We start from the raw sequence: 20,049 nt of genomic DNA, 5'->3' as shown, positions 1-20,049 counted from the left end.
AAAGCTGTTATAGTGAATTTACGGACATTCTCATTTATGGGGGAGAATATGGAGCTTTCAAATCCGATCGCAGTCTGGCTAGTGCTTGGGCTGTTATTGATGATCTCGGAGATTATCATTCCGGGTGGTATCGTTATTTTATTAGGTGCGGCTTGCGTTATCGTCGCAGCAGCACAAGCTGTTGGCATTATCGATGGCTTGGTACAAAGTCTGACATTATGGTTTATGGCTTCAATGGTGTTATTACTGAGTTTTCGTCATGTGACCCAGCGTTTAGTGGGCGGCGATTCACATGTCGATAATACCGATGAAGAGGCGGATCTTTATAATCAAGTCGCTATCGTTAAGCAAGCCATCGGCCCTGGTCAAAAGACCGGTCGAATTAGCTGTTTGGGTACTGATTGGACTGCTTTAGGTGATGGTACCGTGATAAAAAAAGGTACCAAAGTCAGGATCATTTGTCGGGATAATATTGCTTTTGTTGTTGAACCTATCATCGATTCTGTATAGCGATTTAGTTGATAACCTTTTGTTGCTGCGAGTTGTTACCGGGAGTTGAGGTTATTGAGTACTTAACTGTAAAAAATTCAGATTATTGTGATATGAATATTGTTTTGTCATTATTGTTTCGTAAATTTAGTGTCATGAATATTGTTTCGTAAATTAAGTATTGTTTCGAAATCGTCGTGTTGTGATTGCCGTTAAGTGTTATCTAGGAAAGTCAGATTAAAAGGGAGTAGATATGTTTGTGTTAACAATCGTTTTTTTATTTGTAATGTTCATTTTGTTCAAACTCATGTTAATTGTGCCAATGCGTGAAGTGCATGTTATTGAGCGTTTGGGTAAGTTTCGTACCGTGCTCGAGCCAGGGTTTCATTTTCTTGTTCCTTTTGTCGATCGGGTTGCTTATCGCCACGACACTCGTGAAGAAGTATTAGATGTGCCGCCGCAGAGTTGTATTTCAAAAGACAACACCCAGTTGGAAGTTGACGGTTTAGTCTACCTTAAAGTGATGGACGGCAAGCTGGCCAGCTATGGTATTGAAAACTATCGCCGTGCAGCGGTTAACTTAGCGCAAACAACCATGCGTTCAGAAATAGGTAAGCTGACCTTGTCGCAAACGTTTTCTGAACGTGACAGTTTGAATGAATCCATTGTGCGCGAAATTGATAAGGCTTCTGATCCTTGGGGGATCAAAGTATTACGTTACGAGATTAAAAATATCTCCCCTTCAATGAAAGTTATTCACACCCTTGAAAAACAAATGGAAGCAGAGCGTCGCAAGCGTGCCGAGATCACTTTGGCCAATGCTGAAAAAGCAGCAATGATCAATATGTCGCAAGGTGAACGTCAAGAGGCGATTAATTTGTCCGAAGGTCAAAAACAAAAGCGCATTAATGAGGCTTTAGGTACAGGGCAAGAAATTTCTATTATTGCCACTGCAAAAGCAGAAGGCATGGAAATGATCTGCAAGGCCTTAACGGTAAATGGCGGCAATGACGCAATGAACATGTTGCTTAAAGAGCAGTTTATTGGTCAAGTGGGCAAGATTTTATCTGAAGCTCAAGTCTCTGTTGTGCCTGCTGAAATGGCCAAGCTAGAAGGCTTTTTTGAAGGTATGGAGCAAGTAACTCATGCCGTATCAAACTCATCAGCAAAAGGAGCTCGCTAATGTTGATTAACGGAATTGATACTGATTTTATTGTGATGGCTATCTGGGGCGTAATTTTTGCTATTTTTGTGCTAAAACTATTCCAGTCTATCTGTCTTGTACCGACCAAGTCGGCTTATATTGTTGAACGTTTAGGTAAATATCACAATACCTTAGATGCAGGCTTCCATGCACTGATCCCTTTCGTCGATAAAGTGGCTTATATCCACGACTTAAAGGAAGAAACGATTGATGTACCGCCACAAGAATGTTTCTCCAGTGATGAAGTTAATGTTGAAGTGGATGGAGTGATTTATATTTCGGTTACCGATCCCGTTAAAGCCAGTTATGGTATTACCGACTACCGTTATGCCGCCATTCAACTTGCTCAAACAACTACGCGTTCTGTGATTGGTACCTTAGATTTAGATCGTACTTTTGAAGAGCGTGATGTGATATCAGCCAAAGTGGTTGAAGTTCTCGACGAAGCTGGCTCTATGTGGGGCATTCGAGTGCATCGTTATGAGATTAAAAATATCACCCCACCAGAAACAGTTAAAAACGCCATGGAAATGCAGGTGAATGCCGAGCGTGAACGTCGGGCATTATTAGCTAAAAGTGAAGGTGACAAGCAAAGTAAGATTAATCGTTCAGAAGGTGTAATGGCAGAAACCATTAACCGTTCTGAAGGTGAGATGCAACGCCGCATTAATGAGGCCGAAGGTAAAGCGCAAGAAATTCTCACTTTAGCGAAAGCAACTGCTGAGTCGATAGAACGATTAGCGGTGGTTATTTCATCTGAAGGCGGACAAAGTGCATTGCGTATGCAACTTGGTGAACAGTATATGAAGCAGCTAGATGGTTTAAGCAAACCTGATAGCCGTATTGTGTTACCGGGTAATCTAGTTAATTTTGAATACTGGATGCAAAGTATTGGCTTAAAAGACGATAAAAAATAATCGTTAATACTGCTATGTCACGCCACCGCGTGACGAACATTACATAAAAAAGGTTAGCGATTTCGCTAACCTTTTTTATTGTTTTTACCGCCGCAGTCTATTTAAATTATACCTTTACCGCTGCAGTCTGTTTTAATTATGCTTTTACCGCTTTTACCGCTTTTACCGCTTTTACCGCTTTTACCGCTTTTACCGCTTTAACTGGGAACCATCTCTCGAAGTAAATGTTCGCAAAAGGCTTTTGCCACAGGCGATTGAAGACTTTTGGTCGAATAGGCCAAGCTGATATCGGCAAAGCCAATGCTGTGTTGCGGTAGAATATTAATTAATCGTCCCTGATTTACTGCCTCGTGAGCAATAACATGAGGTAATAAAGCGATACCCGCCCCGGCTAAACATAAGTGATATAACGAGTTAAAGTCGCTGCAGATAACTTTATAATGAGTTGGTACATTTGCATGCTGAAAATGCCAAGTCTGCTCTAGTTGCCCATGTGCATCTCTAAAGCCTAGTAATGAATGGTATTGTAAGTCATCGGTATTTTCGATCAGTGATGATTTTTCTAAATAACTTGGGCTAGCATAAATTTTACGCTCAAAAGTCGTCAACTTATGTACAGCAATATTTGCACCGTTTACTTGACCGACATCAATAATCAAGTCGAGCCCTAAACGATTGAGCTCTTTACTGCCACCAGACACAATTAACACCTCTAATTGGACTTGCGGATACGCATGAATGAAGTGAGCGATATATTCATCCATCAACTTGTCGACGAAAGGCAATAAACCAATGCGTAAATTACCTTGTACTTCATCATGACGATGTTTAAACACATATCCGGCATGATTTAATTGATTCACTAAAGGTTCGATTTGAGCAAGATATTGTCGACCTGCAGAGGTTAAGGCCATGACTCTTGTTGTGCGGGTAAATAACGGAGCCCCGAGCTGTTTTTCTATTTCTCCAATCCGGCGACTGACTAATGCTCTGCGAGTATCAAAAGATTTTGCCGCTTTTGAAAAACTGCCTAACTTTGCTACAGCAATGAATAGCTCTAAATCTTTGATATTCAATATGGCAACCTATACAGCTGAAACTGTGGACAATAAATCCATTTTAATGGACTTTTTAGTATTAATGGCATTGAACATATCGATCATAAACCGACATGTCACCAGATTTACTCGCCATAAAAAGCAAACTTAATCTAGTTTCTTTAGTCATGAATGTGAGTGTTTAATAGCCTATTAGGCCAATTACTTAACGCTAACATTAATTAATTGTTTATTTTATATAGTAATTTTCGCTTACAGCTTTGTCAATTTAGGTGTGATTTTCGCGGTTAGAACATCACAAGTGAGTGATTTTAGTGACTTTGATATTAATGTCGTCTAAAGGTTCACTCTGCTACCTAAGGTGATAGTGGGCATAAAATAGCTGAAGTATTGCACGCCATTATCTCGCTATTTAAGATATAATGCCTCGCAGATTTCTGGGAGGAAAAATGGACGTATCATCATTATTAGACGGCCTAAACGATAAACAGCGTGAGGCAGTCGGCGCGCCACTTTCAAATATGTTGGTGTTAGCGGGTGCCGGCAGTGGTAAAACCCGTGTATTAACCCATCGTATTGCGTGGTTAATGCAAGTTGAACAACAAAGTCCATATTCTATTTTGGCAGTCACCTTTACCAACAAAGCCGCGGCAGAAATGCGTGAACGGGTGGAAAAGGTCGTGGGCACTAACATGGGGCGGATGTGGATCGGTACCTTCCATGGTTTAGCGCATCGGTTATTGCGAACCCATTATCAAGATGCCAATTTACCGCAAAGTTTCCAGATTATCGATTCTGACGATCAGTTACGTTTACTGAAACGCATTCTTAAAAGCCTTAATTTAGACGAGAAGCAATATCCTCCTCGTCAGGCCCAAGGCTATATTAACGGCAAAAAAGACCAAGGATTACGTCCTAAGCATATCGATGCGGGCGGTTTTCCGATTGAACAAAATTTACTGAATATTTATAAGGTTTACCAAGAGTCTTGCGATCGCGCAGGTTTGGTCGACTTTGCCGAAATCTTACTACGAGCTCATGAATTATGGCTCAATAAACCGCATTTACTGGCACATTACCAAGAACGCTTCCGTCATATTTTAGTCGATGAGTTTCAAGATACCAACGCGATTCAATATGCGTGGATCCGTGTGTTAGCCGGTAACACAGCCAATGTGATGATTGTCGGTGATGACGATCAATCTATTTACGGTTGGCGTGGTGCGCAAATTGAAAACTTACATCGTTTCTTAAAAGACTTCTCAGGTGCAACAACCATTCGTTTAGAACAAAATTATCGTTCAACAGCGAATATTTTGAATGCCTCTAACGCTGTGATTGCCAATAACCCAGATCGTTTGGGCAAAGAGTTATGGACCGAAGATAAAGATGGCGAGCCCATTTCGGTCTATTGCGCCTTTAATGAAATGGATGAAGCCAAATTTATTGTTGGACGCATTAGCGACTGGCATGAAAAGGGCGGCAGTTTGAGCGAGTGCGCCATTTTATATCGTTCAAATGCGCAATCGCGAGTATTAGAAGAAGCCTTTTTACACAAAGGGTTAGCGTATCGTATTTACGGTGGTCTGCGCTTCTTCGAGCGACAAGAAATTAAAGATGCTATGGGCTATATGCGTCTGATTAATAACCAAAATGATGATGCGGCATTCGAGCGTGTGGTGAATACGCCAGCTCGTGGTATCGGCGATCGTACTTTGGATATCATCCGCTCAACCGCTAGACAGCATGAACTGACGCTGTGGCAAGCTTGCGTGAGTTTAATCGAAGAGAAAGTCCTTGCCGGGCGTGCGGCTAATGCCATCAATGGCTTTATGGAACTGATTATTGCGATGCGAACGGATACGGCAGATATGTTGCTGTACCGGATGGCTGATGATGTGATTGACCGTTCAGGCTTGCGTACCATGTACGAGGCCGAAAAAGGCGAGAAAGCCCAAGCTCGAATTGAAAACTTAAACGAGTTGGTTACTGCTGCGCGCAGTTTTGAAATGCCTGAAGAGCTTGAAGACATGGGCGAACTTAATGCCTTTTTGTCTCATGCAGCATTAGAAGCTGGCGAAGGTCAGGCTGATGCCTTTACCGATGCCGTGCAGTTGATGACATTGCATTCAGCCAAAGGGCTTGAGTTCCCAATGGTGTTTATGGCGGGCGTTGAAGAAGGATTATTCCCGAGCAAGATGGCACTGGATGAAGGCGATCGTTTAGATGAAGAGCGCCGTTTGTGTTATGTCGGTATGACCCGTGCTATGCAAAAACTGTACATCAGTTATGCTGAGTCTCGTCGTATTTATGGCCGTGAAGATTATGCTAGCCCATCACGGTTTATTAACGAAATTCCCGAAAAGTTTGTTGAGCAAATCCGTATACGTGCTCAGGTTAAGCCGTCAGTTAGTCAGCGTTTTCCTGCTAAGGCTACGGTTGCCACTAAAAAACCTCATGGTTTTAACGACACCGGTCATAAAGTGGGTTCTAAAGTGAAGCACTTTAAGTTTGGTGAAGGGGTCGTGACTAGCTTTGAAGGTTCTGGTGAAAAAGGACGTGTGCAGGTTGAGTTTGTCGATTTTGGCAGTAAATGGCTGTTGGTGTCGTTAGCAAAACTAGAGCGTTGTTAACGTGTTTCGCTTGCTAAATCATGGAGAGATGACGCCAATGACATTGCAAGATAAGCTTCGTGCTTATGCACGATTAATGCGGATAGATAGGCCTATTGGTACCTTGCTTCTGCTATGGCCGTGTTTAATGGCACTGGTGTTAGCGGCTCAAGGGCTGCCAGACATTAAGGTGTTGTTAATCTTTATTGTTGGCGTGGTGATTATGCGCGCCAATGGCTGCATTATTAATGACTTTGCCGATCGTAAACTAGATGCTCATGTTGAGCGTACGAGTATGCGACCGTTGGTGTCGGGGGAAGTGTCTGTTAAAGAGGCACTGACTCTATTTACCCTCTTAGGTTTGGCTGCGTTTTGCTTAGTATTATGGCTTAATCCACTGGTAGTGCAGTTATCTGTGGTGGGGATTATTTTAACGGTGATGTACCCGTTTATGAAACGGGTGACCAACATGCCACAAATGTTTTTGGGCATTGTGTGGAGTTGGTCAATTCCGATGGCCTATGCCGCTCAACTTGGTGAAGTGCCAGTTGAAGCGTGGTGGTTATTTATGGCCAATTGGTGTTGGACGGTAGCGTACGACACCATGTATGCCATCGTCGATCGTGACGATGACTTAAAAGTAGGCATTAAATCAACGGCTATTTTATTCGGTCGCTTTGATCGACAGATTATCGGTTTGTTTCAACTTGCTGCACTAGGGTGTTTTGTGATGGCTGGGCTGGTGGCCGACCGTGGGATTATTTACGGCTTAGGTATTATCAGCTTTATTGGTTTTGCCGTGTATCAGCAACGATTAATTTTTGGTCGTGAACGTGCACCATGTTTTAAAGCCTTTTTAAATAATAACTGGGCCGGAATGGTATTGTTTATCGCACTTGCGTTGGATTATATGATTTAACGTTTGTGGTTTATTACCATAGGGCAGGGATGCATGAAAACAATTTATGGGTTAATCGGCGCGATAATGTGTTGTGGGCTATCTCTAGCCAGTGCGTCAGCTAACAATGATGCTGTACTGCCAGGCTTAACAAGCAACGCTGTCGATGTGCATTCCACAGCTGCAGTAGTCAATATTCCTCGTACCCGCCAATTTGTGCTTAAAGATGGCGATCGTGACTATCAAGTGATGATCAAGCTCCCCAAAAAATACCAGCAAAATAGTTCACATCAATATCCAGTGATATACATGACTGACTCCATGTATAGCTTGCAAGTGGTGTCTGGTGCGACGCGATTTCCAATGAACAGTAACATGATGCAGCAAGCTATTTTAGTCGCTATAGGCTATCAGAGGCCAAGCAAAGGTTCGGCGAGTCGGATCCGCGACTATACCCCAAGTCACGATGCGAGTTGGAAACTACCCACTGGCGAGGCCAAGCGACACGTTGCTTTTATCAGCCAGGTTGTTATGCCTTTCGTTGAAAAAAACTATCGGGTCGACAGCCAACAAAACACCTTTGTGGGTAATTCGCTAGGCGGGTTAATGGGTGCTTATATTTTATTAGAACAGCCAAAGTTATTTAATTATTACGTATTGGGCAGTCCATCTCTGTGGTTTGACAATAAACAATTATTGCAGCAGTTTGCTCAGCGTTTTAGTCAAACATCAGCAATATCTGCCAAGGTGTTTATTGGCATTGGCGAATTAGAAAAACCACCTTATACCGATAATGGTCATCAGATGGTTGCAGATGCGCAGGCTTTATTTAAACGACTCCAATCCCATCCATCGGCGCAATCTGGTGACTTAGCACTCAAGCTGCTAGTCATCCCCGAGGCCGATCATTCGATGGCTTTTCCTACCACCGCGATTCATGGTTTAACTTGGCTGTTCAAGCGCAACTTATCTTGATACCCGTTCACGGCAATTTTTAGTAACAATTTTTGTGCCAATCAATAGCGGTGAAACTAATGTTTGCTGATATGTTAACAACTTGTATCTTCACGTTTATATTAAGAATAATGATATGGCGTGGGTCAGTAACATATACAGGGATAAGTATTCAATGAGAGCCACGGTTAAGTATCGGTTAGTCTTTTTAGTCTTAATGGTGTTGAGCTTTGTGATAGGCGTTCAGTGGACACCAGAGTCGTTAACAAGTGACGCTGACAAGTGGTCGTTATATCTTATTTGCGGATTGTATTTTGTGTTACTGCCACTGAGCTACTGGTATTGCATTATTAAAATGGGTGGCCAGAAACTGTGGAAATTGATTGTTATTTTCAGTTTGAGCAGCTTGGTTGCTCGGTTAAGTTTTCCTGCTGAAGTCGCGCATTATTTTGAGTTTATTGCATGGTTACGCTATCCGATTATTGCGGTGCTGTTGGTCATTGAGTTGTATTTGGTGGTGAGTGTTGTTCGTGGCTTGATTAAGGTACGAAAGCTTAAGGGCGATCCTAGAGTTGGGGCGGTAGAAACGTATCGGGATGGCGATGATAAAAGCTTAACTATTGCGCTTATTCTCGCCAGTGAAGCCACTAACTGGTTTTATTCTATCCCATGGTTCTCACGTCATCATCCACCAGTAATTGCCAATATCAATCTTGTTAGCGCGACACGCTGGCATGTGTGGTTAATGCTAATTGGTTGTGTTGGTGCGTCGAGTCTGAGTTACGTATTACTGGCATCGTGGAGTGAGTGGGTGGCGATTATTGTCTCGAGCATTATTGCCTATACCTTAATGTCTATCGTGGCTAACCATCGATTATCACGTTATTACTCTTTGTATTTAATCAGGGATAACTTAGTGATCAATAATTCATTGTGGGGATTTATGGTAGTGAACATTGCCGATATTGCTAGTGCCGCTGATCAACAATCAACTGAATTAAATAAAGATGAGCCAGAAACCATTATGATTGGCCGTGGGCAGAGTAATGTCACTATTACCTTCAACCGTCCGGTCATTTATCATGGTGGTATGGGTCAGTTACCCGAACCGATGAAAACGGTGCATTTGAGTGTGGATGAGCCGCAGCGATTCATTCAGGCGCTTAATAATGCTAAAATCTCGGTGGCTGTGTAACCGGAAACGTCATAAAAAATGCGCTGATAAAAGCGCATTTTTTTATGGGTAAATCAGTACTCGCAAGTGAAAGCCCTGTAGTTGATTGGCTGATTAGTCTCGCACTAACTTAGTCTCGTACTAACTTAATCTTGCACTAACCTAGTCTCGTACTAACTTAGTTAAGTCTGCAGGGCGATAATAAACTGATTTTAATACTTTGCCTTGGCGAACCACTTTACCCGCCATATCGACATCTTTAGCGCACTTAGCAATAATAAACTCACCTTTAGTGCTACCGACTATCTCAACACCTTGCTTGGCGTAAAAGGCGATGGTTTCATCCAATTCTTGCTGGTTACGGCATACTTTGCTCATGTTGCTTGAGTGCACTTCATCCCAGCATTGGATAAAGTCTATTTCACGGTTTTTAGCCACGTTAAGCAATAAATCGATAAGATAGCTGATCTCTAGACGATCGCTTACCTGAGACGCACCTATGTGCACTAAACGACCCATTAACACATAGACAGAGTCAACAATCGCATCAGCTTGTTCCATGCGAGAGTCTGCTTCTGCAAGCTCGGTCATTTCTTCAATAATTAATGAGGTGTGTAAGGTATCAGCTTTGTCGTCTAGGCTAGCACTGTCGTTAACCGGTAAATCAAAAGTACTGCGAAACTCAAAAATATCGCGATATAAATGGTCATAGATAGGCTGAGTGAGTTGACTGAGTTTCATTGGAGTACCTTATTAATAAATGTGCGCTAATTTTAAATAAATGAGCCATGGAATACAAAGGCAATCAGTCGATTTACCGATAAAAAAACCGGCAAGATAGCCGGTTTTAATGGTTTTATTGGGAAAGCCTATTTGATAAATGCAAAAGCATCACCATACAAATGGGCTTCTTCAATGCCAAGCTCACGGAACAATTCTCGTGCAGTGCCAACCATATCAAAACGGCCAGCAATGTAGATATCGTAGCCATTCAAACTGACAAAATCCTGCTTAATCTGCTCGAGTAGATTAGCTTTTTTACCTTCCCAATTACCGTCAGCAAGTTCTACTACTGGAATAAACTCTAACCAAGAATGATCGGCATGCCATTGACGAGCGATGTCTTGATAGTACATAGCTTCTTCGTTACGACAACCCCAATACAGTTTAGTATTAATGGTTTCGCCGTTAGCAATCTGTGCTTCAACGATACTTTTGATGTATGAGAAACCCGTGCCGCCCGCAATTAAGATGCGTGGTCGATGGCTCTCACTTCGTAAAAAAGCTTCGCCAGCAGGTGCTTCAATATCAATATGTGTCGCTGTTTGTAAGCGTTCAACAACTTGCATTGGATAACTTTCGCTAACCGCGGCACCAATGTGCAACTCAATTAACGCTGCATTAGGCGCGGAAGCAATAGAAAAAGGACGTTTGTCTTTTTCACCCATGACCACAGTTAGGTATTGGCCAGCCTTAAAGTCAAAGGCTGCTTCGGGTTTAAGGAACACTTGGTATACAGCGTCATTAAACGGGGTGACTTTTTCTATCTGACAACGAATGGTTTTCATCTAACGTCCTTTAAACCCTTTTATAATTTTTTATCAACGAGTTAATTATAGCTATTTACGCCCGGATCGGATCGCTGTAGTTACAATGTTGGCATATCTTGTATGCCGAGATCATCCCAAATTTGGTCAATTCTCTGTTTTGTCTTTTCATCCATCACGATAGGGGTTCCCCATTCTCGCGTGGTTTCACCAGGCCATTTGTTAGTGGCATCTAAACCCATCTTAGATCCTAAACCAGCAACGGGTGAGGCAAAATCAAGATAATCTATTGGAGTATTATCTACCATCATGGTATCGCGAATAGGATCCATTCGTGTAGTAATGGCCCAAATAACATCTTGCCAATCACGGCAATTGACATCGTCATCAACAACAACGATAAATTTGGTATACATAAACTGGCGCAAGAATGACCAGGCCCCCATCATGACACGCTTAGCATGACCAGGATATTGCTTACGGATTGAAATCACAGCCATACGATATGAACAACCTTCAGGCGGCAGATAAAAATCAATAATTTCTGGATACTGCTTACGTAAAATGGGGACAAATACTTCGTTCAACGCCACGCCTAACATGGCCGGCTCATCAGGTGGACGACCGGTATAGGTACTATGATAAATGGCGTCTTTACGATGAGTAATGTGAGTTACGGTAAATACTGGGAATGAGTCAGTTTCGTTATAGTAGCCAGTGTGATCGCCATATGGACCTTCTACTGCTGTCTCATCTGGGTCAATATAACCTTCAAGAATAATCTCGCTGGTGGCTGGCACCTCAAGATCGCAGCTAATGGCTTTACAGACTTCAGTTCTTTCGCCGCGCAGTAAACCTGCAAAAGCATATTCACTCATGGAGTCTGGCACAGGAGTGACAGCCCCTAAAATGGTCACCGGATCGCTACCTAATGCCACTACGACAGGATAACGCTCTCCCGGATGAAGCTGTTTAAAGTCTTTAAAATCTAAGGCTCCGCCACGGTGATCAAGCCAGCGCATAATCAGCTTGTTTTTACTTAATAACTGTTGACGATAAATACCTAGGTTTTGTCTTTTTTGACGCGGTCCTTTGGTGATGGTGAGTCCCCAAGTCACTAATGGGGCGACATCTCCAGGCCAGCAATGTTGGATTGGCAACGATGTTAGGTCAACTTCATCACCGGTTTTAACCACTTGCTGACAAGGCGGATTACGCACTGTTTTAGGCGGCATATTTAATGCCTGTTTATACATAGGTATTTTGGCGATGGCATCTTTAAAGCCACTTGGTGGCTCAGGTTCTTTTAAGAATGCTAATAATTCACCGACTTCACGCAAAGCCAAAGGGTCGTCTTTACCCAATGCCATAGCAACACGTTTAGGCGTGCCAAATAAGTTAACCAGTACTGGCATGGTATGGTTGGTCGGATTCTCAAATAACAGTGCGGGGCCTCCAGATCGTAAAACACGATCGGCGATCTCTGTCATTTCTAAATGAGGGTCAACAGGGTAGCTAATGCGCTTTAACTCGCCATTTTTTTCCAAATGATCGATAAAGCTGCGTAAATCTTTAAAACTCATGTTTACCGCCTGTAAATGAAATCCAAACCAATATGGCGCGCACTATAGCATTTTTCTAATATAGGGTTAATACCAATCCATATAAATTGGTATTGCTCTGCGGGGTTCAATACTGGTTAGATTGGATATTAGTTCTTTTCGTTTGAGAGTAAATATCTGAATGTCATTTAATCAGTTCATCAGGTAGTCAGCTATCTAAGGCTATTGTGCCACACCATTAACTGTTATTGATTATTAACTAATCATTTTGAAAGGCTATAAGCGTTAATACCAATAATATAATCACATCAATTGAGGAGGCATCAATTGAGAGTTTATCGAGTGAATGAAATTCTCTAAGTCGTTTGATTATGCTATTGGAGTGAATGATGGTTATAGGTGTGAATAATAATTGAGTAGACCTATCATTTCAGAGCCATAACGGATATCGACTTTAACTCGACTTAGCGTAAACTGGTGGGTGTCGATAATGTGCTGGAGGTGATGTATGCCGATTAATAGATTCCCTGTGTTGCTATGGTCTTTTGGGAGTGGAGTTTGTTTACTATGCAGCTTGACTCTGTCTGTGCAGGCGAAAGTGCCATTGGATATTGCTCTAGGCGATAGAGTGTCACATTCGGTAGGTTATCAACATCAAGGTCGACGTCATTCTTCGCATTATCGTGACCCATGGCGCTGGGGATTTGGTTGGAATAGTGTTTGGGGGCCGACGATTGGGCTTAGTCGATATAATGGCTATGGCAGTCGATATGACAATCGCTGGGGTATAGACGAATATCGTCGCAACAACGATAATTATTACCCTTATCGAACGGTTAATATTGCACCTCGCCAAAGCTACCAAGTCGTTGAACCTGCAGTGATATCTGCGCCGCAGCGAACGACTACTCAAGTTCAATATGCTTCTGGGTTAAGTCGTTTACCTGAAAATGCCAAAGTGATTCAGCGCGCGAACGGTACCGTTTATGAATGGCAAGGCGTTGAATATTATTTTGACTGGAACACTCAAACCTATGAGGTAGCCAAAGTAGAGGCTCCATAGCTGCCTGCATAGAAACAATACTCAATGCTATGGTCTGCTTTAGCCTGGTACATCGCTGTATCGGCTGCAGTGATGAGTTCTCGGCTATTTAAACCATGTTCTGGCAGTACACTAATTCCGATACTGGCGCCAACTTCTAAGGTATGCTTCCCAATAATAATCGGTTGCTTAATACTGGCTAATAGCTGGTTTATTTTATGTTCAATATCAATTGGTTCAGGAAGCATATCAAGCCAAACGATAAATTCATCGCCGCCGAGTCTGCCCACTATATCGGTAGCGCGTAGACTATTAACCAAACGTTTTGCAATGGTCATGATCACTTCATCACCAATACTATGGCCCAGGGTGTCGTTAATATTTTTAAATTTATTAAGGTCAATAAATAATAGTGCCGCTTGATTTTCTCCGCGTAAATCCCTTGCTATAGCAGTATCAATTTGTTTTATGAATGCGCGACGGTTATAAATACCGGTTAGTTCATCATGTTCAGCTAAGAAAATGAGTTGGTCTTGTTGTTCAATTAATTTACGGGTTTGGCTGTCTACTTCTTGCTTTAATTCATCCTTTTTAATGGTGATTTGAGCAAGTGAAAGCTTCATTCTATTGAAGTTATGGGCGAGTGCAGATAACTCATCGGTATCACTGAAATTAATTTGACTCTTTAGGTCTCCAGCCGCAAGTGCTTCCATCCCTTGGTTGAGTGAGGCTAACCCTTTCTTAAATCGAATGAGTGTCATAAATGACCATACGGTGACCAGAATCGCTAATATCAATAGCACCATTCCGACAAGGAATAATAACGTTTGTTGTTTTTGGCTCGCTTGTTTAATCGATAATTGATGAAGATTAAACATTTCTTCAGTCATCTCTTCAATAACCATGCTGTATTTTGCTTTAAATAACCGTTCTGCTGTGAGGGTGGATGACACATCGACTTGTTTACTATGAAAGCTATTTTGAGTATTAATAAGTGCTCTAATATTGGTATTCAGTCTATTCAGGTTTCCAATAATGAGTTTTTGTTGCGTACCCCATTGAATGTCTTCTGAGAGGTTTTTGGCCAGTTCAGCTTGGCGTATATTTAACTCTGATAACCCTTGGTCATCTGTATACTCTTGGTAAAGCCACAGTTGACTACGCAAACTATCAATGTTGATTTGTAACTTCATTGAGTAATTGAGTTGGCGGTATATTTGTTGTTGATAATAGTGAACTTGTATCAATGACAAGCCGACAATCAATGTAAGCAGTGAACAGAGTGTTGCGGTCAGTTTTAGACGTTTAGATAACATCATAAATTACCATCCCGCCTCTAAACTGGTGAACTTTTCAAACAATTTTCGGTCAAGAATCTGCCTAAAATCAACACTATTCTCTTCAGAGACTAATTTATTATCAATTGCCCATTGGCTTTGAGTTTGGATGTTAGAAAAGAGTGCATTACTGAGTGATAACCGAAAAGTATAGTCATTCCAGGAATAACTAAGTTGGGATTGATCGATATCTAATACACGGCTAATTTTCGTCTGAGCAAGATCTGGGTGTGTATGAATATAATCGGTTGCGTCGTTAATTGATTTGAGTAGCGCTAACTTTTCTGTAGTTGATAGCCTTGTCTCTTTAAGCTCGATTAAGTTGAACGATAAGTGGTATAGGCCGCGACTGCTGATGACGTTGGTATTTGAGGGGACTTGTTGTGTTAACAAATAACTTAAGGGCTCCCAAGCTGAAATAATATCAACCTCATTATTTAATAACGCCGGAATAAGCTGCTCCGCAGGTAAATATACTCGCTCGATTGGCTGCTGAGTTTTGTTATACATAATCAATAAACTATCGAAAAAAAACTCACTGGCACTGCTTTTTACTATCCCTATGCGTGCGTGGGCTAAATTATCCAGTTGTTGATATTTTTGCGGTGTTAAACTCAGTAATTTTAGATCATTATCTGATTCGACAAAACTGGCTAATACAGAAAAGTTTGTTTGTTTAAAGCTATTAAACATGACCACAGTTTCTGAGGCCGTGGCGAGGTCAACTTGTTTATTCTTAAGGGCGTCAAAGCATTTCACTCCGCTGTCGAATCTCACTAGCTCAACATTAAGCCCATTCGCTCTAAAGTAACCTTGTTGTTGTGCAATAAAAAAAGGTGCAGAAAGAGGTGTGCCAGATACCGCAATTTTAATGGGGTCTTTTAGGGCGGAAGCGGTAAGTGATTTGCTTGTGCCAAGGTCACAACTGACAATGCCGATTAATATGAAAGTTAAGATAAACATGTTCAACACTTTGATCATAAAGATACTTCAATAAGGAGTGAATAAGGTTAAGTGTAGCGAATGTATTTTTTTTTGATGTTAAATTTTTGCAAACAAAAGATTTTTTAATAATATCAATCAATAGCGTTAGTACTAAGGTATGAGTGATGACATTAATTTATTTATAGTGAGCAATAGGGAAAGCAAGATTATATTTTATTTGTTTATTAATTTCAATGCATTATGATTTTCCTGATGAGTCTGTGTCACTGTTGAATATTCAATATGCGGGGATATATCTCAGCTAATATATTTTCTGCTTGTTGAAACTTTAATTGGTTAATTGATTGTGTTAATAATTCAATATGTTGTGGTGCAATGAGGTTAAGTGTATTGGCTATTTTGGCAAATGTATTAATGGCATTCATATTATAGTGATTAACTTCTTCCATTAGCGTGTCATATATCATAATAAATTCGCTGTTCACTGCTAATATCGGTATGTTCTCTTGGCTATTTGATGCTTGTAATTCCATTTCTAGCAAGGAGGCTAGCATTATCGCTAGATCTTTATTCGTGGTTAATTTTGCCAATAATATCTTATGAAACTGGCTAAATTCAGTAGGAGAGTAGTGTGCTAGTTTAATTTCATGGTTTCGTGCGTAGCAGGCTAATTCGGTGAAACCTAAAGTAGCAGCAGAACTTTTTAGTGTATGCAGCATAGGTGCAAAGTCTGCCGGAATGTTCGGTGAAGCCATTGTTTGTTGGATATACAAGGTTAAGTCATTAATAAACAGCTGAACAGACTTAAAATAGGTGGCTTTATTGCCGCTAAAACGATTAACAGCCTGATGATATTCAAGCTGATGTTCTGCACAAAATAGCGTGATACGTCGTTCAGTATTACTCATGTTCATTTCAAACTCATCTAATTAGTCTACCTGTATTGCCTATGAGTGTTTCAACAGCCTCTCAATAACGATAACTCAATTGTCTATCTGAATATGGTCGCGCTAGTATGTAGGCAGATATTAAGATGCACGTTGGATACATGCTGTGCAAATATATTACTTAACGAAACTGTGTACCATTTTTGTGTTTATGTCGTTTTCGCGTATTCATATCTTTTATGGTCAAGCACATTTGGTATCGACTAAGTTAACATAATGTACTTATTATGTAGGTGTTGTTTTCATTAAATTAAGGTAGTGGGTTACGTTGCTGCCTATTATTGATAGACGTAAAAAAATTAAGCTATTATAAATGTATGTTGGTTACAGATAACCTTAAGATTAAATGGATGTTATCTAGCTGAAAATAAGGGAGTTATTTTTCTATGTTGTTATCGGGTTTATCCAATACTGTTTATAAAATTTTGATTATTGACGATAATATTCAAAATATATTTATGCTGGAAGATATTTTGTCGCCTCTTGGTAATATCTTTTTTTCAGAGTCTGGCACTAATGCACTCGCGTTAGTGGATAAAATTAAGCCTGATGTCATTTTACTCGATATTGAGATGCCTGACATGGATGGATGGGAAGTGTGTCGTGCACTCAAAGCTAATCCATTATTTAGCGATATTCCAATTATTTTTATTACCGGCCACACTGAGCCTGAATTTGAAAGATTGGCGCTAGAAAGTGGTGGGGTCGATTTTATTACTAAACCTTTTAACGCTTCTATTTGTTGTTTACGAGTCCATACACAACTTAAATTTAGGCAGCAAAACCAATTAATTATTAAAGCTAAAGAAGAGCTACAACAATTAGTTAATCAAGTCCCAATGCTTATTACCTATTGGGATGATTTAGGTCAGAATTTATTTAGTAATGACAACACTGGTTTGTGGTTTGATAGCTTGGTCGGTGATGTTAAAAACAAGCATATTTCGACTATTTTTCCTGAAGCGCTCAGTAATGCAATTTTAAATCATCACCGTCATATTACCTCAGATGCATTAAAGTACATTGTCACAGTCCCTAACCGTGACGGTATGAGCTTTTATGAAGTCTTTCAGTCCAAAATGAAATCAAGTGCTGGAGTCGATGGCTACTTGGTTACTGTTGTTGACGTCTCTGAAGTAAAGCATGCTAAGCAAGCGCTGTACTCTGAAAAGGAGCGTCTTCGAGTAACACTCAATTCTATTGGTGATGCTGTTATTGCGACCGACACAAGAGGGCTTATTACTTTTATGAACCCAATTGCGGAGCGCATGACGGGTTGGCGGTTAAAAGAGGCATTACATCAAAAAATTGAAAATGTGATGCATTTGAAAGATTCTGATACTCAGCAGCCATTATTGAACCCGTTATATTTAGCTCTTCGCGAGCAGCGCATTGTGGCAATGGCGCTAAACAGCCTACTTACGTCACGTGGAGGGCATGTTTTTTATGTGGAGGATTCAGCCGCGCCAATCCGTAATGAGAATGGTGAAATGATTGGCGCCATTATGGTGTTTCATGATGTGAGTGAAGCGATGGCGATGGCGATGAAAATGAGCCATTTAGCCAACCATGATCAGTTAACTGATTTACCAAACAGGATATTACTCCAGGACAGACTGAGCGTGGCGTGTTCTACAGCAAGATCTTATGGCACCAAAGCAGCTGCACTATTAATCGATATTGATCATTTTAAATACCTTAATGATTCCTTAGGCCACCAATATGGTGATGAGCTCATTTGTATGATGGCAAGACGAATACGCTCGTTAATACCTGCATCGTATACATTAGCGAGATTAGGTGGTGACGAATTTGTGATTTTAATGAGCGAGACTCGCTCTGTTGAGGCCTCTTCGCAATTAGCATCTACATTAGTTGAAGCGATGCATGAACCTTTTATTCTTGATAATCAGAAGTTTAATGTGTCGATAAGTATTGGTGTTAGTGTGTTCCCAAATGATGCTTTAGATGCCGAGGAGTTAATGAGGCATGCGGACGTGGCAATGTACCGTGCCAAACAGGAAGGCCGAAATCGCTTCTGCTTTTTCTCGCATGATTTAGAAAGTTCGCTTATGGAGCGCCATCATTTAGAGACTCGTTTAAGAAAAGCATTAATTAATGATGAACTTTTTGTGCATTATCAACCTAAAATTGATTTACAGACAAACATTATTATTGGTGCTGAGGCTCTCGTTAGACTGGCCAATGATGAGGGTGAGCTTATCTCTCCCGCAGAGTTTATTCCATTAGCGGAAGAGTCCGGTTTAATTATTATGCTAGGTAAACAAGTGCTTAATAAGGCCTGTGCTGAAGCTAAACGTTGGTTAGAAATGGGCTATACGATTCCTATTTCGGTAAATGTGGCCGCGGCACAGTTTGCTGATCCCGACTTAGCCGATATGATCAAGAAAGCACTATTGGAGCATAATTTACCGGCACATTTACTTGAATTGGAAATTACCGAAACTGCATTGATGATTGATGCAGCGGACATGCAAAACAAGTTGAGTGAGTTAATATCATTAGGGATTAAGATTGCTATTGACGATTTTGGTACTGGTTATTCCAGCTTGGCCTATTTGAAAAAGTTTAATGTTGATGTAATGAAAATTGATATGTCGTTTGTGAAAGATATGCTCAACAATAAACATGATTATGAAATTGTGAAGACGATTATTTCGTTGGGTAAGTCGATGGGGTTAGTGCTAATTGCCGAAGGTGTTGAAACTGAAGCGCAAAGCCACGCATTAGTTGAATTAGGATGTTTTATGGGTCAAGGTTATTTGTTTAGTCGCCCACTCAATAGCACTGATTTTGAAGCCTTCATATCGCAGAGCAGTAAATGTGTTAAAGGTGTAAATTCCGTCGATGAATAAGCGGTGGCTTATTCAGTTAAGCTTAAGCTGTTTTTGAGTTAATAGAAATGAAAAAGCCCCATTGCATCCTTTGCGTTGGGGCTTTTGTTTGCATTGTCTGTGGTTATATTTATGCCACTAGGGTATCCAACACTCCAATGCTATCAACCTGTACCCATTGATGCTCCAGAGTGTTATCAAGCTCGTGATTATTATTGTTTTGAGCTTGTCAGCCAGAGGCTGGAATAAAAATGACGTTATTGGATTATAGAGTCTGGGGACCCAATAACGCCTGAACTGTTATGTTAGCTGTCTTCTTGACTACTAACGGTAGAGCGATAAAGCGGCAAGGATGCAAGATATTTTGCGCTTATTATTAGAATGTTTGTTGCTGTACGTTATCAACTTGCTTGGGGACGCGTTGTTAACATGGTCAAACATCCTTGCCAAAACGGTTTTGATATTTAGATCCGTAAAACACCTTAATAAAAATGACGTTATTGGATTA

At 40.9% G+C, this 20,049-nt stretch carries 16 protein-coding genes; 9 read left to right on the top strand and 7 right to left on the bottom strand.

What is annotated here, in order from left to right:
- Nucleotides 1–48: 48 nt before the first annotated feature.
- The 3 genes from AAEY99_RS08635 to AAEY99_RS08625 all read left to right on the top strand — a co-directional run bounded on the left by AAEY99_RS08635 (nucleotide 49) and on the right by AAEY99_RS08625 (nucleotide 2,610).
- Nucleotides 49–510 carry an NfeD family protein gene (locus AAEY99_RS08635; protein WP_351010080.1) on the top strand — a complete coding sequence of 154 codons (462 nt, stop codon included), beginning with the start codon at nucleotides 49–51 and terminating at the stop codon, nucleotides 508–510.
- A gap of 232 nt (nucleotides 511–742) precedes the next feature.
- Complete coding sequence (locus tag AAEY99_RS08630) at nucleotides 743–1,672, top strand: SPFH domain-containing protein (RefSeq protein WP_101085166.1); 930 nt, start codon at nucleotides 743–745, stop codon at nucleotides 1,670–1,672.
- Entirely contained in the window at nucleotides 1,672–2,610 is a 939-nt protein-coding gene (locus AAEY99_RS08625) for an SPFH domain-containing protein (RefSeq protein ID WP_101085167.1), read from the top strand. The genes AAEY99_RS08630 and AAEY99_RS08625 overlap by 1 nt, the downstream gene beginning before the upstream one ends.
- A 197-nt stretch (nucleotides 2,611–2,807) precedes the next feature.
- Here the strand turns inward: AAEY99_RS08625 and AAEY99_RS08620 are convergent, their stop codons facing one another.
- On the bottom strand, nucleotides 2,808–3,686 hold the full coding sequence (locus tag AAEY99_RS08620) for a LysR family transcriptional regulator (RefSeq protein ID WP_351010077.1): 879 nt from the start codon (nucleotides 3,684–3,686) through the stop codon (nucleotides 2,808–2,810).
- Nucleotides 3,687–4,117: 431 nt separating this feature from the next.
- On the opposite strand from AAEY99_RS08620, the gene uvrD reads away from it, so the two are divergent.
- From uvrD to AAEY99_RS08600, 4 genes are all read left to right on the top strand, one after another.
- Entirely contained in the window at nucleotides 4,118–6,301 is a 2,184-nt protein-coding gene (gene uvrD, locus AAEY99_RS08615; RefSeq protein ID WP_011638834.1) for a DNA helicase II, read from the top strand.
- A 37-nt stretch (nucleotides 6,302–6,338) separates the two neighbouring features.
- On the top strand, nucleotides 6,339–7,199 hold the full coding sequence (gene ubiA, locus AAEY99_RS08610) for a 4-hydroxybenzoate octaprenyltransferase (RefSeq protein ID WP_101085169.1): 861 nt from the start codon (nucleotides 6,339–6,341) through the stop codon (nucleotides 7,197–7,199).
- A 33-nt stretch (nucleotides 7,200–7,232) separates the two neighbouring features.
- Nucleotides 7,233–8,153 (top strand): alpha/beta hydrolase, encoded by a 921-nt coding sequence (locus AAEY99_RS08605; RefSeq protein WP_350978962.1) that lies wholly within the window; start codon nucleotides 7,233–7,235, stop codon nucleotides 8,151–8,153.
- Nucleotides 8,154–8,307: 154 nt separating this feature from the next.
- Entirely contained in the window at nucleotides 8,308–9,327 is a 1,020-nt protein-coding gene (locus tag AAEY99_RS08600) for a hypothetical protein (RefSeq protein ID WP_350978963.1), read from the top strand.
- A 141-nt stretch (nucleotides 9,328–9,468) separates the two neighbouring features.
- On the opposite strand, the gene AAEY99_RS08595 is transcribed toward AAEY99_RS08600, so the two are convergent.
- The 3 genes from AAEY99_RS08595 to ubiD form a co-directional block, all read right to left on the bottom strand.
- Complete coding sequence (locus AAEY99_RS08595; protein WP_101085172.1) at nucleotides 9,469–10,047, bottom strand: nucleoside triphosphate pyrophosphohydrolase family protein; 579 nt, start codon at nucleotides 10,045–10,047, stop codon at nucleotides 9,469–9,471.
- Between the two features lie 128 nt (nucleotides 10,048–10,175).
- Complete coding sequence (gene fre / locus AAEY99_RS08590; protein ID WP_101085173.1) at nucleotides 10,176–10,874, bottom strand: NAD(P)H-flavin reductase; 699 nt, start codon at nucleotides 10,872–10,874, stop codon at nucleotides 10,176–10,178.
- 80 nt (nucleotides 10,875–10,954) lie between these two features.
- The gene (gene ubiD, locus AAEY99_RS08585) at nucleotides 10,955–12,436 is read right to left on the bottom strand and encodes a 4-hydroxy-3-polyprenylbenzoate decarboxylase (RefSeq protein WP_101085174.1); all 1,482 of its coding nucleotides are present in this window, start codon (nucleotides 12,434–12,436) and stop codon (nucleotides 10,955–10,957) included.
- A gap of 487 nt (nucleotides 12,437–12,923) precedes the next feature.
- On the opposite strand from ubiD, the gene AAEY99_RS08580 reads away from it, so the two are divergent.
- Nucleotides 12,924–13,478, top strand: a complete 555-nt coding sequence (locus AAEY99_RS08580; protein WP_197708403.1) for a hypothetical protein — start codon at nucleotides 12,924–12,926, stop codon at nucleotides 13,476–13,478.
- Here the strand turns inward: AAEY99_RS08580 and AAEY99_RS08575 are convergent.
- The 3 genes from AAEY99_RS08575 to AAEY99_RS08565 all read right to left on the bottom strand — a co-directional run bounded on the left by AAEY99_RS08575 (nucleotide 13,448) and on the right by AAEY99_RS08565 (nucleotide 16,653).
- Nucleotides 13,448–14,776 (bottom strand): diguanylate cyclase domain-containing protein, encoded by a 1,329-nt coding sequence (locus AAEY99_RS08575; RefSeq protein ID WP_101085175.1) that lies wholly within the window; start codon nucleotides 14,774–14,776, stop codon nucleotides 13,448–13,450. The two genes, AAEY99_RS08580 and AAEY99_RS08575, sit on opposite strands and share 31 nt — an antisense overlap.
- A 3-nt stretch (nucleotides 14,777–14,779) precedes the next feature.
- A complete protein-coding gene (locus tag AAEY99_RS08570; RefSeq protein ID WP_157822763.1) occupies nucleotides 14,780–15,757 on the bottom strand; it encodes an ABC transporter substrate-binding protein in 978 nt (325 codons plus the stop codon).
- 245 nt (nucleotides 15,758–16,002) lie between these two features.
- Nucleotides 16,003–16,653: a hypothetical protein gene (locus AAEY99_RS08565; RefSeq protein WP_350978964.1), complete on the bottom strand. Its 651-nt coding sequence runs from the start codon at nucleotides 16,651–16,653 to the stop codon at nucleotides 16,003–16,005.
- A 419-nt stretch (nucleotides 16,654–17,072) separates the two neighbouring features.
- Here AAEY99_RS08565 and AAEY99_RS08560 point away from each other — a divergent pair, with 419 nt between their 5' ends.
- Entirely contained in the window at nucleotides 17,073–19,562 is a 2,490-nt protein-coding gene (locus tag AAEY99_RS08560; RefSeq protein ID WP_335691147.1) for an EAL domain-containing protein, read from the top strand.
- Nucleotides 19,563–20,049: the final 487 nt, after the last annotated feature.

Source organism: Shewanella sp. S1-58-MNA-CIBAN-0166, assembly GCF_040310085.1.
GTDB lineage: Bacteria > Pseudomonadota > Gammaproteobacteria > Enterobacterales > Shewanellaceae > Shewanella.
The sequence above is the reverse complement of the archived record's forward strand: the minus strand, read 5'-3'. Positions and strand labels throughout refer to the sequence as shown.

Coding starts and splice junctions, on each gene's coding strand:
- AAEY99_RS08635 (WP_351010080.1), top strand. CDS start 49: ATGGAGCTTTCAAATCCGATCGCAGTCTGGCTAGTGCTTGGGCTGTTA.
- AAEY99_RS08630 (WP_101085166.1), top strand. CDS start 743: ATGTTTGTGTTAACAATCGTTTTTTTATTTGTAATGTTCATTTTGTTC.
- AAEY99_RS08625 (WP_101085167.1), top strand. CDS start 1,672: ATGTTGATTAACGGAATTGATACTGATTTTATTGTGATGGCTATCTGG.
- uvrD (WP_011638834.1), top strand. CDS start 4,118: ATGGACGTATCATCATTATTAGACGGCCTAAACGATAAACAGCGTGAG.
- ubiA (WP_101085169.1), top strand. CDS start 6,339: ATGACATTGCAAGATAAGCTTCGTGCTTATGCACGATTAATGCGGATA.
- AAEY99_RS08605 (WP_350978962.1), top strand. CDS start 7,233: ATGAAAACAATTTATGGGTTAATCGGCGCGATAATGTGTTGTGGGCTA.
- AAEY99_RS08600 (WP_350978963.1), top strand. CDS start 8,308: ATGAGAGCCACGGTTAAGTATCGGTTAGTCTTTTTAGTCTTAATGGTG.
- AAEY99_RS08595 (WP_101085172.1), bottom strand. CDS start 10,047: ATGAAACTCAGTCAACTCACTCAGCCTATCTATGACCATTTATATCGC.
- fre (WP_101085173.1), bottom strand. CDS start 10,874: ATGAAAACCATTCGTTGTCAGATAGAAAAAGTCACCCCGTTTAATGAC.
- ubiD (WP_101085174.1), bottom strand. CDS start 12,436: ATGAGTTTTAAAGATTTACGCAGCTTTATCGATCATTTGGAAAAAAAT.
- AAEY99_RS08580 (WP_197708403.1), top strand. CDS start 12,924: ATGCCGATTAATAGATTCCCTGTGTTGCTATGGTCTTTTGGGAGTGGA.
- AAEY99_RS08575 (WP_101085175.1), bottom strand. CDS start 14,776: ATGATGTTATCTAAACGTCTAAAACTGACCGCAACACTCTGTTCACTG.
- AAEY99_RS08570 (WP_157822763.1), bottom strand. CDS start 15,757: ATGTTTATCTTAACTTTCATATTAATCGGCATTGTCAGTTGTGACCTT.
- AAEY99_RS08565 (WP_350978964.1), bottom strand. CDS start 16,653: ATGAACATGAGTAATACTGAACGACGTATCACGCTATTTTGTGCAGAA.
- AAEY99_RS08560 (WP_335691147.1), top strand. CDS start 17,073: ATGTTGTTATCGGGTTTATCCAATACTGTTTATAAAATTTTGATTATT.